We start from the raw sequence: 16,394 nt of genomic DNA, 5'->3' as shown, positions 1-16,394 counted from the left end.
GGGGTCGTACTCTCTTCCGATGTCCTTCTCCGCTCACAGGCCCGGCCGCTTCGGCTCCGACGGCCGCATCGACCTCGATGCGCCCGACGAGACCGACGACGCCGAGCCGCAGTACCTGAGCGACCTGCGCGCCGACGCTGACGACGACCACTCCACCCACGCGTGGGGAGCTCCGGGCGTGGGCGACGAGCAGGACGCGGCGCAGCATCCGGAGCCGGTCGTCGAGGCCGCGGAGGAGCCGGCGCCGACGCGTCAGGCCCGGGCGCCGCGCGAGCCGCGAGAGCCGCGCGCTCCGCGTCCGCCCCGCCAGCGCCGGGTGTCACCGCCGCGCCGGCGTCTTCCGCTCGGCCGCCGCATCGCGGTGCTCGGCGGCGCCGACGCCGACGTGCTCGCGGACGTGCCGGAGGAGACCTCGCGCTTCGTGCAGATGTTCTTCGTGCTGCTGGGCACCGCGCTCGTCTCGGCGCTGTCGATGGTGTTCGCGCTCGTCACCGGCGTCCGCATCTCGGTGTGGCTCGCCATCCCGCTCGCCCTCGTCTGGGCGCTCCTCATCTTCAACCTCGACCGCTTCCTGACCTCGACGATGCGCTCGACGCGCAACGTGGGCCGGCTCATCGGGCTCGCCCTGCCCCGCGTCATCATGGCGGCCCTCATCGGCATCGTGGTCGCCGAGCCGCTCGTGCTGCAGGTGTTCGCGAACGACATCGCCCGCGAGGTGAACTCCACCAACGTCGTGCAGGCCCAGACCGACCAGAACGCCGTCACGGACGGCCCCGAGAAGCAGGCTCTGGATGCGGCGAGCGCCCAGGTCTCGGCGCTCGAGAACCAGGCGGCCACCGGCATCGTGGAGGGCACGTCGTCGACCTCCGCCGAGGTCGTCGCCGCGCAGCAGTCCGTCGACCAGCTCACCGCACAGCTCACCGCCCAGCAGGGCGTCATCGACCAGGCGCGCCTGGTCTACCAGTGCGAGCTGACCGGCGCGGGCGCCGGCACCGTCACCGGCTGCACCGGTGTCGCGGGCGAGGGCACGAGCTCCGACGCCGCACAGGCGCAGCTGACCCAGGCCCAGTCCGCCTACGACGCACTGTCGGCGCAGCTGACGCAGGCGCAGTCCGCCCTCTCGGCGGCCTCGGCCGCGAGCACCGGTGCCGCTGCCGCCTCGGGCGAGCAGAACAAGCAACAGGCCGAGGACCAGCTCCCCGCCGCCCGCGCGCAGTACGACGGAGCGCTCGCCGCCTACAACGACCGCGCTGCGGCCATCGCGTCGGGCAACGCGGGCGCGGTCGGACTGCTGAGCCAGATCGGCGCGCTCGAGCGCCTGTCGCAGAAGGAGCCGACGCTCCTCTGGGCCCACTGGCTCATCGCCGCGCTGTTCTTCATGATCGAGCTGCTGCCCGTCCTGGTGAAGGTGCTCACGAGCTTCGGCGGACCGTCGCTCTACGAGAAGGCGGAGGCCCTGCGCACGCAGGTCGCGCTCGACCGGGTGACCACGCGCACCTTCCACCGTCGCGCCGAGGCGCTGGCGAGCACCTCCACGAGCTGACGCGCGTCAGCCCTCGCGCGTCGCCTCCCACTCCTCGACGAGGCCCGGCAGGCGCGCGGCGATGAAGCGGAAGAACGACGCCATCTCCTCGGCGCGCTCCCGGGCGGCCGCGTCATCGACCTGCGCCTCCGCGATGGCATCGATGTCGACGGCGAGCCGCTCGTAGACCGGCGCGTTGCTGGCGATGGAGCCGTAGAACGTGTCGTGCACCAGCTCGTAGCGGTCGCGCCGCTCGCCGGGGCGCGACTGCCGGCGGATGAAGTGGATCTGCTGCAGGTACCGCACGGCGCCCGACACGGCCGCCGCGCTGACCCCGAGCCGCTCGGAGATGTCGGCGGCCGACGATCCGCCGCCGGGGGCCGCGACGAGCGCCATCAGCACGCGGGCCGGCATCCGCGGCATCCCGGCCGCCGTCATGACCGCAGCTCCCCGCTCGGCCGCCTCGATCGCCCGGTGCGGGGGGCGGGCGGTCTCTGCGTACTCCTGGTCCGTCATCCCTGCGACGCTATCCCGCCGGCGCCAGCTCGCGCCGCCGCATCAGCCCGAGCGCGCCGCCGCCGCCGACGACGGTCGTCGCGAGGAGCCAGCCGAGACCCTGCGGGTCGACGCCGTCGCCGGTGACGGTCGGCGCATCGGCGATGGGAGCGAGGTGCACCACCGCGTCGGGGAAGCCGAACAGCGCGCCGAACAGGCCGAGGATCATGCCGAGCATGACGAGCGTCCATCCGAGAGGGATCGTCAGGCGGGGGGCGAGGACGAAGACGAGGGCGGTGACGACGAGGAACACGGATGCCGCGGCCGCCTGTCCGCCGCCGGTGACGAGCACATCGCCGAGGAGCGACATGTCGCCCCCGATCAGCCCGAGCGCGGCACCGGCCACCGCCGCGGCGACCACGAGCAGGATCGCGGCGAACCCCACGGCGAGGTACCCGCCGAGCCAGCCCACGCGTCCGGTCGGCGTGGACAGCACGGCCTCCGCGGTGCCGCGGGCCTCCTCCTGGCGTGCCCGGCAGATCACCTGCACGGCGGCGCACGCGGCGAGGATCCCCAGCATCGTGAAGAAGATGACGATCGCCCCCTGCGCGAGCGAGCCGTCGCGCGTCAGCGCATCGAGGATCGCCTGCACCGACGGCAGATCGGATGCCGCGTCCGCGAGCGCCGCGGACAGCCGGGTGGCGAGCAGACCCGTCACCAGTCCTCCCGCTGCCCAGCCGGCGATGGCGGGCCACGTGAGCCGCCACGCCAGCGCGACCGGCGTCGAGAGCGCGGGACGCGCGGAGGGCCGTCCGGCGCGTGCCGCCACGAACCCCTCGCCGAGGTCCCGGTGGGTCGCGAGCACGACGGAGGCAGCCACGAGGAGGCCGCCGACGAGCAGGGCGAGCAGCACCGGCCGCACGTCGTCGTCCGCGAAGGGGCGGGCGTTCTCGGACCAGCCGAACGGCGACAGCCAGGCGAGACCGGAGCTCTCGATGCGCTGGAGGTCGGCACCGGGCGTGCCCAGTGCGTTGCCGATCCCGCCGATCAGGTAGGTGAGCAGCACCAGCCAGACGGCGAGGGCGTTGGCCGCGCGGGCGGTGGAGAGCACCTGCGCGGCGACCAGCCCGACGCCCAGGAAGACCAGGCCGACCGTGGCCGCGGCCGCCCCCGTGAGCCAGGATCCCGCCGCGGGCAACCCGCACGCGAGAAGTGCGAGGGCGCTGAGCACGGCGAGGGCGACATTCGCCAGGACGCCGTGCGCGATGGTCGCCGTCGTCGGGGCGATCCGTCCGGCGGGGGTCGCGGAGATGAGCTCGGCCCGCCCCTGCTCCTCCTCCGCGCGGGTGTGCCGCACCGCGAGGAAGGTGCTCATGAACGCGGCGAGCATCGCGAGGAACGGGAGGATGAGGAACGCGACGAAGGGCCCCTCGCCGGCACCCGAGGGCAATCCGCGGAACAGCATGATGACCGGGTTGGCGACGGCCGTCGCCAGCAGCGCGACGCGGTCGGACTCCGTGCCGTAGGTCTGGCTCACGCCGACGTACGAGAGGAGGGCGAGCAGCGCCGTCCCGACGACCCAGGCCGGCACCTGCCGGCGGTCGCGGCGGAGCCGCTGGCCCAGGAGGATCCGGACGGCCCTCATCGCGGACGGCTCTCGTCGTCGCCGTAATGGCGGAGGAACAGCTCCTCGAGCGACGGCGGCGCGATGCGCAGACCGGTGACGGAGCGTTCGGCCAGGGTCGGGAGCACTGCGCTCACGCGGTCGCTGTCGACGCTGAAGCGCACGCGCCCGTCTTCGACGGTGAGGTCCTGCGCCTCCGGGATGCCGGCGGCCGCGGCATCCGCTCGCCCGTCGCCCTCGGGCAGGTCGAACGAGACCTCCGTGCGGGTGAGGTGGCGGAGGTCGGCGAGCGTGCCGGTCTCGACGATGCGCCCGGCGCGGATGATCGAGAGCCGATCGCAGAGAAGCTCCACCTCGGACAGGATGTGGCTCGACAGCAGCACCGTGGCCCCCGCGTCGCGGACGCGGGCGATCTCGGAGCGGAACACGACCTCCATGAGCGGATCGAGGCCGCTGGTCGGCTCGTCGAGGACGTACAGGTCGGCGGGCACCGCGAACGCTGCGATCAGGGCGACCTTCTGCCGGTTGCCCTTGGAGTACGCACGCCCCTTCGTGCGGGGGTCGAACTGGAAGGCCTCCACGAGACGCTCGCGCTCGTTGCGGTAGGCGCGGTCGTGCCGCTGGGCCCCGCGCAGCCGCGCGAGCACGTCGATCGCCTCGCCGCCCGACAGGTTCGGCCACACGCTCACATCCCCGGGGACGCTCGCGATGCGGCGGTGGAGCGGCACCGCGTCGCGCCACGGGTCGTGGCCGAACACCTCCGCGGAGCCGGACGTGGCGCGCGCGAGTCCGAGGAGGATGCGGATGGTCGTCGACTTGCCGGCGCCGTTGGGGCCGAGGAAGCCGTGCACGGATCCCGCGTCGACCGCCAGGTCGAGCCCGTCGAGGGCGGAGAGTCGTCCGTAGCGCTTGACGAGGTGGGTGGTGCGGATGACGGGGGTCACGTCGCGAACGCTACGCCCGATTCACACATTCGTGAAGAGTGTGAAACGAGATCTCACCGTGAACGCGCAGCACAACGTGTCTGTGTATGCGCTCGGCACCGGAAACCGACCCAGCCTCCTCGCCAGGCGCGGCTTTGTATACACTGGGCGTGTTCCAGTGGAGGGAGGATGCATGCGCGCCAGCGATCGGGCGTACGAGCGTCTCCTCGACGAGATCCAGAGCGGACAGCTGCCCGCGGGCGCCGTCCTGAGCGAGGTCGGGCAGTCGACCCGCCTCGGCGTGAGCCGCACGCCGCTCCGCGAGGCGCTGAGCCGCCTGGCCGCCGACGGACTCGTGGTGCAGCAGTCGCCGCGCGTCACCGTGGTCGCCGGCATCGCTGCCCGCGACATCCGCGACCTCTTCGAGGTGCGGACCGCCCTCGAGACCACGGCCGCGCGGGCCGCCGCGCGGCGGGGTGATCCCGCGGTCTTCGCCGCCCTCGCGGAGGAGTTCCGCGCCGCCGGCCTCGACGACGCCGCGCTCGACGCCTACTACGCGCTCATCGCGCGCTTCGATCGGGCCGTGGACGCCGCGGCCGACAACGCGCGCCTGTCCGCGGCTCTGCGCACCGTGCGTACCCATCTCGTGCGGGTGCGCCGCCTGGCACGCGACAAGCCCGCGCGCCTGGCCGCCTCCGCGGCCGAGCACCGGCTGATCGCAGCCGCCATCGCCGACGCGGACGCCGACCTCGCGGCATCCGCCACCGCCGTCCACCTGCACAACGCGCTCGAGAGTGCGCTCCTCTCCCTCGAGGATGCGCCGCGCCCCCTCACCCCCTCCGGAAGGACATCATGACCGTCACCCACCACCTCCGCGTCCACCGCAGCGACGAGGAGCTCGCCCGCGAGGGACAGCTCGCCTGGCGTCTCGCCGAGATCGCCGCCGATCCGGTCGAGGTCGACGACGACGTCGCGGACATGATCATCAACCGCGTCATCGACAACGCGGCCGTGGCCGCGGCATCCCTCACGCGGGCGCCCGTCAGCGCGGCGCGCCAGCAGGCCCTCGACCACGCCGTGTCGATCAGCGGCGCGGGTGCCACGGTCTTCGGCTGCACGCTCGAGCGCCGCACGAGCCCGGAGTGGGCGGCGTGGGCCAACGGCGTCGCCGTGCGAGAGCTCGACTACCACGACACGTTCCTCGCGGCGGAGTACTCGCACCCCGGCGACAACATCCCGCCGATCCTCGCCGTCGCGCAGCACGTCGGCAGCGAGGGGCGGGCGCTGCTGCGGGGGCTCGCGACCGGGTACGAGATCCAGATCGACCTCGTCCGCGCGATCTCGCTGCATCGCCACAAGATCGACCACGTCGCCCACCTCGGCCCCTCGGCCGCCGCCGGCATCGGCACGCTGCTCGGGCTCCCCGCCGAGACGATCTATCAGGCCGTCGGCCAGGCGCTCCACACGACCACCGCCACGCGCCAGTCGCGCAAGGGCGAGATCTCCACGTGGAAGGCGCACGCCCCGGCCTTCGCGGGCAAGATGGCCGTCGAGGCGGTCGATCGCGCGATGCGCGGCGAGACGAGCCCGTCGCCGATCTACGAGGGCGAAGACGGCGTCATCGCCTGGATGCTGGACGGACCAGACGCCTCGTACGAGGTGCCGCTGCCCGGGCCAGGGGAGTCCAAGCGCGGCATCCTCGACTCGTACACGAAGGAGCACTCCGCCGAGTACCAGGCGCAGGCGTGGATCGACCTCGCCCGCAGGCTGCACGACGAGCGCCCCGACGCGGCCGACCCCGCGAACGTCGAGTCGATCGTGCTGCACACGTCGCACCACACGCACCACGTGATCGGCTCGGGTGCGAACGACCCGCAGAAGTACGACCCGACCGCCTCGCGCGAGACGCTCGACCACTCGATCCCGTACATCTTCGCCGTCGCCCTGCAGGACGGCGGGTGGCACCACGTCGACTCCTACGCGCCCGAGCGCGCCGGCCGGCCCGACACCGTCGCGCTGTGGCACAAGGTCACCACCGCGGAGGACGCGGAGTGGACGCGCCGCTACCACTCGGAGGACCCGGACGAGAAGGCGTTCGGCGGCCGCGTCGTCATCCGCTTCACCGACGGCAGCGAGCTGACCGACGAGATCGCCGTCGCCGACGCCCACCCGCTGGGCGCCCGTCCGTTCGGACGCGAGGACTACATCCGCAAGTTCCGCCTGCTCGCCGAGCCCGTGCTCGAGCCCGCCGAGATCGAGCGCTTCCTCGACCTCGCCCAGCGCCTGCCCGAGCTCACCGTCGATGAGGTGCGGCAGCTGAGCATCGTGGCCACGCGCGGCGTGCTGGCCGGGGCCCCGGCGCCGAAGGGCCTCTTCTGATGCTGTACGCCACCACATCGGCGTCGGAGAAGCGCCGCCTGTTCCGCGAGCGCCTCGCGACCGGGGAGCTGCTGCGCTTCCCCGGGGCGTTCAACCCGCTGAGCGCCCGGCTGATCGATCGCAAGGGGTTCGAGGGCGTGTACATCTCGGGAGCCGTCCTCTCGGCCGATCTCGGCCTGCCCGACATCGGGCTGACGACCCTCACCGAGGTCGCGGGCCGCGGGCAGCAGATCGCCCGCATGACGGAGCTGCCGGCGATCATCGACGCCGACACCGGCTTCGGTGAGCCCATGAACGTCGCGCGCACCGTGCAGACGCTCGAGGACGCGGGCCTCGCAGGCATGCACATCGAGGATCAGGTCAACCCGAAGCGGTGCGGGCACCTCGACGGCAAGGCGGTCGTCGATGACGACACGGCCGTCAAGCGCATCCGCGCCGCCGTCGACGCCCGTCGCGATGCGAGCTTCCTGGTGATGGCCCGCACCGACATCCGCGCCGTCGAGGGGATGGATGCCGCGCTCGACCGCGCTCGCGCCCTGGTGGACGCCGGCGCCGACGCGATCTTCCCCGAGGCGATGCGCACGATCGAGGAGTTCGCCGCCATGCGCGCCGCCGTCGACGTGCCGATCCTCGCGAACATGACGGAGTTCGGGAAGTCCGAGCTGTTCCCCGCGCAGCAGCTGGCCGACGTCGGCGTGAACATCGTCATCTGGCCGGTGTCGCTGCTGCGGATGGCGATGGGCGCCGCCGGGAGGGCGCTGGACACGCTCGACGCCGAGGGACACCTCACCGGCAGACTGGACGAGATGCAGCACCGCGCCGACCTGTACGACCTCATCGACTACGAGGGCTACAACCACTTCGACACCAGCGTCTTCAACTTCACCATCACGAAGGACTGACATGAGCGACACCGACATCAAGAAGGGCCTCGCAGGGGTCACGGTCGACTACACCGCGATCTCGAAGGTCAATCCCGACAGCAACTCGCTGCTGTACCGGGGCTATCCGGTGCAGGAGCTGGCGGCTACTCACTCGTTCGAGGCGGTGGCCTACCTGCTGTGGCACGGCGAACTGCCCGACGACGAGCAGCTCGCGGAGCTGCGGCGCACCGAGCGCTCGCAGCGGGCGCTGCCCGAGGACGTGAAGCAGACGATCGACCTGCTGCCGCTCACCGCCCACCCGATGGACGTCGTGCGCACCGCGGTGTCCGCGATCGGTGCCGCCGACGAGGAGACCGCGGATGCCTCGCCCGAGGCCGATCTGCGCAAGAGCGTCCGCCTGTTCGCCGTCCTGCCGGCCGTCGTCGCCTACGACCAGCGCCGCCGCCGCGGGCAGGAGCTGATCGCGCCCCGCGACGACCTGGACTACTCCGCGAACTTCCTCTGGATGACCTTCGGCGAGCTGCCGGACGAGGTCGTGCGCCGGGCGTTCGACGTGTCGATGATCCTGTACGCCGAGCACTCGTTCAACGCCTCGACCTTCACCGCGCGCGTGATCACCAGCACGATGTCCGATCTGTACTCCGCTGTCGTGGGCGCGGTCGGCGCGCTCAAGGGCGCCCTCCACGGCGGGGCGAACGAGGCCGTCATGCACATCTTCGACGACATCGGCTCTGCCGAGAACGTCGGGCCGTGGCTGGATGACGCGCTCGCGTCGAAGCGGAAGGTCATGGGCTTCGGGCATCGCGTCTACAAGCGCGGCGACTCGCGCGTGCCGACGATGAAGGCCGCGCTCGACACGCTCGTCGCGCACGAAGGCGCGGGCGACCTCGCGGCGCTCTACGACGCGCTCGAGTCGGACTTCGTCGGGCGCAAGGGGATCTACCCGAACCTCGACTACCCGTCCGGTCCCGCGTACCACCTCATGGGCTTCGACACCCTGACCTTCACGCCGCTGTTCGTCGCGGCACGGGTGACGGGGTGGACCGCGCACATCATGGAGCAGGCGGCCTCCAACGCGCTCATCCGACCGCTGTCCGCTTACAACGGCCCCGACGAGCGTCACGTCGACGGCTACGTCGCCGACACCGCCGCCGCGGAGGCGGCCGAGCGTCCCGAGGAAGCCGAGGCCTGAGCCGTGACCCGCACCGCCGTCATCGTCGACGTCGTCCGCACGCCCGTCGGCCGCGGCAAGCCCGGAGGAGTCCTGTCGGGCGTGCATCCGGTCGACCTCGCCGCCGGCGTGCTGCGGTCGGTGCTGGAGCGGAACGGTCTGGAGTCGCGGCAGGTCGACGACGTGCTCCTCGGCTGCGTGAGCCAGGTCGGAGAGCAGAGCTCGAACGTCGCCCGTCAGGCCGTCCTCGCGGCGGGGTTCGATGTGGGTGTGCCCGCGACGACCATCGACCGGCAGTGCGGATCGAGCCAGCAGGCCGTGCACTTCGCGGCGCAGGGCGTGATGGCGGGCGCCTACGACATCGTCATCGCCGGTGGCGTCGAGTCGATGAGCCGCGTGCCGCTGGGCATCTCGACCTCCGTCGCCGGGTCGCCGATGTCGCCGCTGCTGCGGGCGCGGTACCCCGAGGGCCTCGTCAACCAGGGCGTCTCGGCCGAGCTCATCGCGCACCGCTGGAGGCTCGATCGCGAGGAGCTCGACACGTACGCGGCGCTGTCGCATCGTCGAGCAGCGGATGCCGCGGCATCCGGTCTCTTCGACGGTCAGCTCCTCCCGGTCGAGGCCGACGGCAGCACCGTGACGGCGGATGAGACGGTCCGCCCGGCGACCACGGTCGAGGGCCTCGCAGGGCTGGCGCCGGCGTTCCGCACCGAGGCGCTCGCCGAGCGCTTCCCCGAGCTGGACTGGCGCATCACACCGGGCAACTCCTCGCCGCTGACCGACGGAGCGTCTGCCGCGCTGATCATGGCGGAGGAGACGGCCGTCGCGCTCGGCCTTCGCCCGCGCGCCCGCTTCCACGCGTTCGCCGTCGTCGGCGACGATCCGCTGATGATGCTGACCGGGCCGATCCCGGCGACACGGCGCATCCTCGAGCGGAGCGGGCTGGGGATGGCCGACCTCGACGCCTACGAGGTCAACGAGGCGTTCGCCTCGGTGCCGCTGGCGTGGGCGCGCGAGCTCGACGCGGATCCCGACGCGCTGAACGCGTGGGGCGGCGCGATCGCGCTCGGGCACGCGCTCGGATCGTCGGGCACGCGGCTGCTCGGCACGCTGCTCGCCCGGCTCGAGGCCCGCGGCGGGCGATACGGGCTGCAGACGATGTGCGAGGGCGGCGGCATGGCCAACGCGACGATCATCGAGCGGCTCTGAGGCGTCCGGTCACACCCGAGAACCACCGGCTCGGGACGACTCTTGTCGAGCGCGGTCTTCTCCCGGCGACGAAAGTCGTCCCCGACGCCCGCGGATCCCGCGGGTGGGACGGCTCCGCACGATGGCGGGCCGTCACCACCTCGCCGACACGGCTCGGTCGACGACTGCGGATGCCCAGGACCGCGGGCGTCCCCTGATCAGTCCTCGCGGAACGGGAGATTCAGGTCGGCGGGATCGACCTCGACGTCGCCGACGTCGTCGGGCCCGCCCGTCCCGGGGACCGCGTTGATCTGGCTGGTGTCGATGTCGTCGTCGATCGAGTCCGGCAGCGGATCGTCCTGCTTCTGCTCGGTCTCGGTCTCGCTCCCCGGGCTGTAGGCCATGTCCTTGCGGACCGCTTCGCTCTCGGGGATGCCGGTGCTCTCGGTGGAATCGTCGGTGGGGGGAGGCGGCGGCGGGGTCTCGCCAGCGGCGAACTGCATCTTCTCGTCAGCGTTCATGGCTCGACGGTATGCCTGCAGAAGCCGTGCCCCGCACCCCTTGACGGGAGCGGGGAGGCGGGTTGTCAAGCCCGCCCGTCGTGCCCGGCAATCGAACTAACGTACGAGACATGTCAGAGAACAACTCGTCCGGCGAGACGCTGGGCTCCACCGAATCCGCCGACAACCCCGCCGTCAAGGACCCGTCCGATTGGGTCACCGGCGACGAGCCCATGACCGCGCCGCAGCGCAGCTACCTCGACACCCTGGCCCGCGAAGCAGGCGAGGAGATCTCCGCCGACCTCACGAAGGCGGAGGCGTCCGAGCACATCGAGCGCCTCCAGTCCGAGACCGGCCGCGGCAGCGAGTAACCCCTCGAGACGAGGTCGACCGCCGATGCCGGACCGATTCGGCGGTCGTCCTCGCATTTACAAGGACGTCCAAGTAAACTCATCATTGCGCTGACAGCAGCGCAGGAGGAGTGCACAGGATGTCCGATCTGATGGTGGCCGTCAGCGCAGAAGAGCGCACCGCGATGGTTGAGGCGGTGCGCGACTTCGCCGCGACGGAGCTCGCTCCGCACGCCCTCGAGTGGGACGAGACCAAGACCTTCCCCCGTGAGACGATCCGCCGTGCGGGCGAACTCGGACTCGGCGGCCTCTATGTCCGCGAAGACGTGGGCGGCACTGGACTCGCGCGCGTCGACGCCGTCGCCCTCGTCGAGGAGCTGGCGAAAGCCGATCCCGCCGTGGCGGCCTTCATCACGATCCACAACATGGTCGCGTGGATGATCGACACGTACGGCACCGAGGAGCAGCGCCGGGACTGGCTGCCGTCGCTCAGCTCCATGGTCGACCTCGGCAGCTACTGCCTGACGGAGCCGGGAGCGGGATCGGATGCCGCGGCCATCGCCACCAGCGCCATCCGGGTCGCCGGCGACGCGGCGGACGGGTCCGACGACGGCTTCGTCCTGACCGGCGTGAAGCAGTTCATCTCGGGCGGTGGCGAGGCCGCCGTCTACGTCGTGATGGCGCGCACCGGCGAGCCGGGCGCCCGCGGCATCACCGCGTTCTTGGTGCCGGGAGACGCGACGGGGCTCTCCTTCGGTCCGAACGAGAAGAAGATGGGCTGGAACGCCCAGCCGACGCGCCAGGTCATCCTCGACGAGGTGCGGGTGCCGGCATCCGCTGTCCTCGGCACCCTCGGCGGCGGTTTCAAGATCGCGATGTCCGCCCTGAACGGCGGCCGCGTGAACATCGCGGCCTGCTCCCTCGGCGGCGCGCAGTGGGCCCTCGACCGCGCCATCCGCTACGTGCACGAGCGGTTCACCTTCGGCGAGCCGCTGTCCGAGCGTCAGAGCGTCGTCTTCACCCTCGCCGACATGGCGACCGAGCTGACGGCCGCGCGCGCCCTCGTGCGCGACGCCGCACGCGCGATCGACGAGCACGCCCCCGACGCCGCGATGCAGTGCGCGATGGCCAAGCGGTTCGCCACCGACGCCGGCTTCCGCGTCGCGAACGACGCGCTGCAGCTGCACGGCGGCTACGGCTACCTCCACGACTACGGCATCGAGAAGGTCGTGCGCGATCTCCGCGTGCACCAGATCCTCGAGGGCACCAACGAGATCATGCGGGTCATCATCGGCCGCGAGCTCATGGCCGCGGCATCCTGATCGCCACCCGCCGACAGCCACGAAGGCCCCCGTCACTGATGCCGGGGGCCTTCGTCTCCTGCGGCGCGTCAGTCGGTGGAGACCTCACGGCGCCTGCGCAGCACGAATGCCGCGCCGCCCGCGATGAGGAGGACGGCGCCGCCCAGGGCGATGCCCCACGGCGCGTCGGCACCGGTGAGGGCGAGCCCGCCGCCGGACGAGCCGGAGCCGGAGCCGGAACCGGCCCCCGTGCCCGGAGTGCCCGTGCCTGGCGTTCCCGTGCCCGGAGTGCCCGTGCCCGGAGTGCTCGGATCCGGCGTGGGCGTGGTCGCCGACTCGGTGACGGACACGGGGACGGTGACGACCGTTCCCGACTCCGCCGTGAGCACCACCTGCAGCATGCTGCCGGCTTCGGCGTCCGCCGGAACCGGGATACGCACCTCGGCGGCACCGGCGGTGACGGGCACCGTTCCGGCATCCCGCCCGTCGATGCTCACGCTGAGCTCCGTCGTCTCGGGGGTGCCGAGGCTCGTGAGGTTCAGGTTGGCGGCGGTGAAGGTCGCCGTGCTGCCTGCGGCAGCCGGGGCGAGCCCGCTGACCTCGACGGCGTGCTTCGCGTACGACGGCGCGACAGGCGACTCGGCGGCCAGGTAGTCGATCCAGGCCTCATAGTCGACGTTGCCCGTGTCGAGGCGGTCGGTCGATGCGGTGAACGCGCGGAAGTTGTCTCCGCCGTCCGCGAGGAAGGAGAGCGTGCTCACCCGGTACTCGGCGGCATCCTCCAGCGGCTCACCGTCCACCGTCACGGAGGTGATGCGGTCGCCCTGCGCGCGCGTCGCGTCGTACGTGTAGGTCACGTTCTCCGAGAGCCCGAGCTGGAGGTACGGGCGGGAGGGGACGTTGCCGTCCTTGTCGAGCTGCCACTGCTCCTCGAGCAGCTGGGTGAACGTCGCGCCGGTCATCGTCACCAGCGTCGTGGTGTTCGCAAAAGGCAGGACCGCCAGCGCCTGCGCGAACGAGATGTCGCCGTCCGCCAGTTCCGGCACCGCAGCGCCCTCGAACTCGGCCTGCGTGTCGTACAGCTCGTTGCGCAGTCCACCGGGGTTGGTGACGCCGATGTCCGCGACGCCTTCCGGAAGGTCGGCCGTCGAGGACAGCAGCGCATCGGCCACGAGGTTGCCCAGGGTCGATTCCGCCGAGCGGTCGTCGCGCTTGCCGCCGGTCCAGACGCCGTCCACGAACGATCCGCCGAAGAAGGCGGTGGTGATGTCGGTCGACACCTCGGCCACCTTCTGGTCGCCGACCTCCTCCGCCACGGCCAGGGCGGCGTCGGTGATCGTCTTCACCTCGGCGACCCGCGGGTAGCGGTCGGTGAGCACGGCGTCGTCGATCGTGGTCCGGGCGATGTTGCGCTCCGTGTGGGAGAGCACCTCACCGGTCTGCGCATCCAGCGACAGGGTGATCCGGCCGATGTTCTCGCCGTAGGAACCGGTCTGGAGGATGGGACGCGTCTTGCCGGCCTCGCCGGGTACCGGCGCAGCCCACGCGTACTTCTTGTGGGTGTGGCCGGTGAAGATCGCGTCGATCGCCGGCGAGGTCTCCTGCACGATGCGGGCGAAGTCGCCGCCCTTGGCCAGTTCGTCCTGGAGCGACGCCGCTTCCGCATCTCCGGCGCTGGCGCCCTCGTGGTACAGCGCGACGATGACGTCGGCCTCGCCGTTGGCGTCGTTCCCGTCCGTGAGCTCGTCAGCGACACGGTTGACCGCCTCGACCGGGTCGCCGAAGTCGAGGTCCGCGATGCCCGACGGCGACACGAGGGATGCGGTCTCCCGGGTGACGGCGCCGACCACGGCCACGCGCAGGCCGTCCACGTCGTACGTCTCGAAGGCGGGCAGGGCGGGGGTCGTCGTGCCCTTCTCGTAGACGTTCGCGCCGAGGTACGAGAAGTCGGCCGCGGGCTGCACGCGGTCCGTCAGATCCGCGAAGCCCTGGTCGAACTCGTGGTTGCCGACGGCGCTCGACTCGAGCTCGAGGGCGTTGAGCACATCGATGGTCGGCTGATCCTTCTGGTAGGAGGAGGCGAACAGCGAGGCGCCGATGTTGTCACCGGAGGACAGGAACAGGGTCTCGCCGGGGGCGGCGGCCCGCTGCTCCTCGATGGTGCCCGCGAACTTCACCGTGTTGCCGTCGATGCGTCCGTGGAAGTCGTTGATGCCGAGCAGGGTGAGGTCCACGGTGCCGAGCTGGTCGATCGCGAAGAGGGTCGTGGTCCCCGACACCTCGTTGCCGACGGCGAGCATGGGCGCACCGGTCGACGACTCCGAGGCGGGGATGAAGTGCAGTCCCTCGGGGCCGAGGTCGCCGGCCGCGGCCGGATCCTCCTCGCCCTGCACCGCGAAGTCGCGGTTGTTCACGTAGGTGACGAACGTCGCCGCGGCGGGGTCGCTGATGTCGTAGACCATCACGCCGCCGACGCGCTCGAGGCCGACGAAGGCGTAGGTGCGGCCGCCGACCTCCCCGATGGCGACGTTCTCGGGCTCGGGGCCCTTGTCGTCGCTGCGGCCGTCGAAGTCGGTCTCCTCGTGGTTCGAGTTGAACGCGTCGGGCACAGCCGCGGCCACGGTCTGCTCGAACTCGGAGCCCGAGTCGTAGACCTGCGTGCCGTCGGTCGTCCAGATGGAGAACGACCGCGCGCCATAGGCGTACAGCTCGCTGTAGCAGTTCTGCGCTGCGTCGAAGCCGAGGTCGGTGGCGACCTTCAGCCGTCCCAGGTCGGCGTCGCCGGTCTGCGCAGCCAGTCGGCTGTCGGCGCACACGGGCCCCTGGCCGTCGTCGGCGAGGTTCTTCACCCGCGATTCGTCGATGAAGTCGCCCCATTCGCGGGCGTCTCCCTCGTTGGCGGTCACGAGGTAGGTCTGGTCGCCGGCGACGTAGGACTGGATGCCGTCGGGCATGTACGCGCCGAAGAGGTCCCCGTAGCTGCGGATCGCGATGGCGTCGTCCTTGTCGGAGGCGTCCAGCGCGTTGCCGTCGGCGCCCCAGTCCTTGAATCCGAGGGGGAGGATGCCGGACACGGCCGCCGACGAGAGGTCGACGGTGGCGACGGCGTTGGCCTCCTGCAGGGTCACGTACGCCGTGCCGCCGTCGACGGCCACGTACTCGGGCTCGAGGTTGCGGCTGACGCGGTTGGCCGCGAGGGGGGTGTCGCCCTGGTCGGGCGCGGCCACGTCGGGACCGAAGACGCGGACACCCGCCGGGAGGGCATCGCCCTCGAAGGCGGCGAAACCGGCGCTGCGGACGTCGGCCTGCATGGGAGCGGCCTTGCCGACAGGCGCCGCCACGACACTCACCGAGCCCTCGGGGTCGACCGAGAAGTCGTCGGCGGGTTCGCCCTCGTTCGCCGAGACGACGTACGCGCCGTCATCGGAGAAGGTGACCATGTCGGGGAGCGCGCCCACCGCGACGTTGCCGAGCACAGCCTCCGTGACATCCGGCGCATCCGCGTCGAAGAAGACGAGCCGACCCGGGTCGGTCTTGGTCTCCGCCTCGAAGGCGATGACCCCGAGGCCGTCGGCGCGCACGGCGACGGAGTTGGCCACGCCCGGCGCGCTGATCTCGAAGAGCTCGGCGATCGCCGTGGGGTTCGAGTAGTCCAGCACCGTCACGGCGCCGGCCTGCGCGTCGACGACGAACAGGCGGTCGCCGTGCGCGGTGACGATCTCGGCGGCGGACTCGTTGAAGACGCCGGTGTCGAAGCTGCCGACCGGCGACAGCGCGATGCGCGCGCCGTCGGCCGAGAGGCTCACGGGGGCGTCGACCACGGCGGCGGACGCGGTGCCGACGGCGGTGAGGGTCAAGGTGCAGACGGCCGCCGTGACGGCCGTGAAGGCGACCGCGCGGCGGAGGGGATGCGAAGGCATGCGTGTCCTCGGGGTGTGGGGGAGCGGAGACTCCACCCTCGGGCCCGCGGGTGTCGTGCAGGTGAACGGACGGCAACCGGCGGTCGCGCGCACGGTCCGGCCGGACCCCCGGTCTTGATATACCTGAAGAGTCGACG

General features: G+C 71.8%; 13 protein-coding genes. 8 read left to right on the top strand and 5 right to left on the bottom strand.

Features of this window, described 5'->3' with window-relative positions; all coding sequences use genetic code 11:
• The first annotated feature begins 19 nt into the window (after positions 1 to 19).
• A complete protein-coding gene (locus CVS47_RS15010; protein WP_127096803.1) occupies positions 20 to 1,543 on the top strand; it encodes a DUF4407 domain-containing protein in 1,524 nt (507 codons plus the stop codon).
• A gap of 6 nt (positions 1,544 to 1,549) precedes the next feature.
• On the opposite strand, the gene CVS47_RS15005 is transcribed toward CVS47_RS15010, so the two are convergent.
• The 3 genes from CVS47_RS15005 to CVS47_RS14995 are packed head-to-tail and all read right to left on the bottom strand — an operon-like array spanning position 1,550 to position 4,585.
• Complete coding sequence (locus CVS47_RS15005) at positions 1,550 to 2,038, bottom strand: GbsR/MarR family transcriptional regulator (RefSeq protein WP_127096802.1); 489 nt, start codon at positions 2,036 to 2,038, stop codon at positions 1,550 to 1,552.
• 10 nt (positions 2,039 to 2,048) lie between these two features.
• Positions 2,049 to 3,662, bottom strand: a complete 1,614-nt coding sequence (locus CVS47_RS15000) for an ABC transporter permease (RefSeq protein ID WP_127096801.1) — start codon at positions 3,660 to 3,662, stop codon at positions 2,049 to 2,051.
• Positions 3,659 to 4,585 (bottom strand): ABC transporter ATP-binding protein, encoded by a 927-nt coding sequence (locus CVS47_RS14995; protein WP_127096800.1) that lies wholly within the window; start codon positions 4,583 to 4,585, stop codon positions 3,659 to 3,661. Before CVS47_RS14995 ends, CVS47_RS15000 begins: the two co-directional genes overlap by 4 nt.
• A gap of 172 nt (positions 4,586 to 4,757) precedes the next feature.
• Between CVS47_RS14995 and CVS47_RS14990 the strand changes: the two genes are divergently transcribed.
• Genes CVS47_RS14990 through CVS47_RS14970 form a run of 5 tightly spaced genes read left to right on the top strand, consistent with a single transcriptional unit; the run spans position 4,758 to position 10,207 of the window.
• Complete coding sequence (locus tag CVS47_RS14990; RefSeq protein WP_127096799.1) at positions 4,758 to 5,420, top strand: GntR family transcriptional regulator; 663 nt, start codon at positions 4,758 to 4,760, stop codon at positions 5,418 to 5,420.
• Complete coding sequence (locus tag CVS47_RS14985; protein ID WP_127096798.1) at positions 5,417 to 6,943, top strand: MmgE/PrpD family protein; 1,527 nt, start codon at positions 5,417 to 5,419, stop codon at positions 6,941 to 6,943. Before CVS47_RS14990 ends, CVS47_RS14985 begins: the two co-directional genes overlap by 4 nt.
• Entirely contained in the window at positions 6,943 to 7,845 is a 903-nt protein-coding gene (gene prpB / locus CVS47_RS14980) for a methylisocitrate lyase (protein WP_127096797.1), read from the top strand. The genes CVS47_RS14985 and prpB overlap by 1 nt, the downstream gene beginning before the upstream one ends.
• 1 nt (position 7,846) lies before the next feature.
• Positions 7,847 to 9,019 carry a bifunctional 2-methylcitrate synthase/citrate synthase gene (locus CVS47_RS14975; RefSeq protein WP_127096796.1) on the top strand — a complete coding sequence of 391 codons (1,173 nt, stop codon included), beginning with the start codon at positions 7,847 to 7,849 and terminating at the stop codon, positions 9,017 to 9,019.
• A gap of 3 nt (positions 9,020 to 9,022) precedes the next feature.
• A complete protein-coding gene (locus CVS47_RS14970) occupies positions 9,023 to 10,207 on the top strand; it encodes a thiolase family protein (protein ID WP_127096795.1) in 1,185 nt (394 codons plus the stop codon).
• A gap of 197 nt (positions 10,208 to 10,404) precedes the next feature.
• On the opposite strand, the gene CVS47_RS14965 is transcribed toward CVS47_RS14970, so the two are convergent.
• A complete protein-coding gene (locus CVS47_RS14965) occupies positions 10,405 to 10,707 on the bottom strand; it encodes a hypothetical protein (RefSeq protein WP_206502667.1) in 303 nt (100 codons plus the stop codon).
• A 110-nt stretch (positions 10,708 to 10,817) separates the two neighbouring features.
• Between CVS47_RS14965 and CVS47_RS14960 the strand changes: the two genes are divergently transcribed.
• Both CVS47_RS14960 and CVS47_RS14955 read left to right on the top strand, forming a co-directional pair.
• Positions 10,818 to 11,057, top strand: a complete 240-nt coding sequence (locus CVS47_RS14960; protein WP_127096794.1) for a DUF3072 domain-containing protein — start codon at positions 10,818 to 10,820, stop codon at positions 11,055 to 11,057.
• Positions 11,058 to 11,176: 119 nt separating this feature from the next.
• Positions 11,177 to 12,358 carry an acyl-CoA dehydrogenase family protein gene (locus CVS47_RS14955; RefSeq protein ID WP_127096793.1) on the top strand — a complete coding sequence of 394 codons (1,182 nt, stop codon included), beginning with the start codon at positions 11,177 to 11,179 and terminating at the stop codon, positions 12,356 to 12,358.
• A 68-nt stretch (positions 12,359 to 12,426) separates the two neighbouring features.
• On the opposite strand, the gene CVS47_RS14950 is transcribed toward CVS47_RS14955, so the two are convergent.
• Positions 12,427 to 16,257 (bottom strand): choice-of-anchor I family protein, encoded by a 3,831-nt coding sequence (locus CVS47_RS14950; RefSeq protein ID WP_127096792.1) that lies wholly within the window; start codon positions 16,255 to 16,257, stop codon positions 12,427 to 12,429.
• Positions 16,258 to 16,394: the final 137 nt, after the last annotated feature.

Origin of the sequence: Microbacterium lemovicicum, assembly GCF_003991875.1 — a bacterium.
In the GTDB taxonomy this organism is placed as follows: domain Bacteria; phylum Actinomycetota; class Actinomycetes; order Actinomycetales; family Microbacteriaceae; genus Microbacterium; species Microbacterium lemovicicum.
The sequence above is the reverse complement of the archived record's forward strand: the minus strand, read 5'-3'. Positions and strand labels throughout refer to the sequence as shown.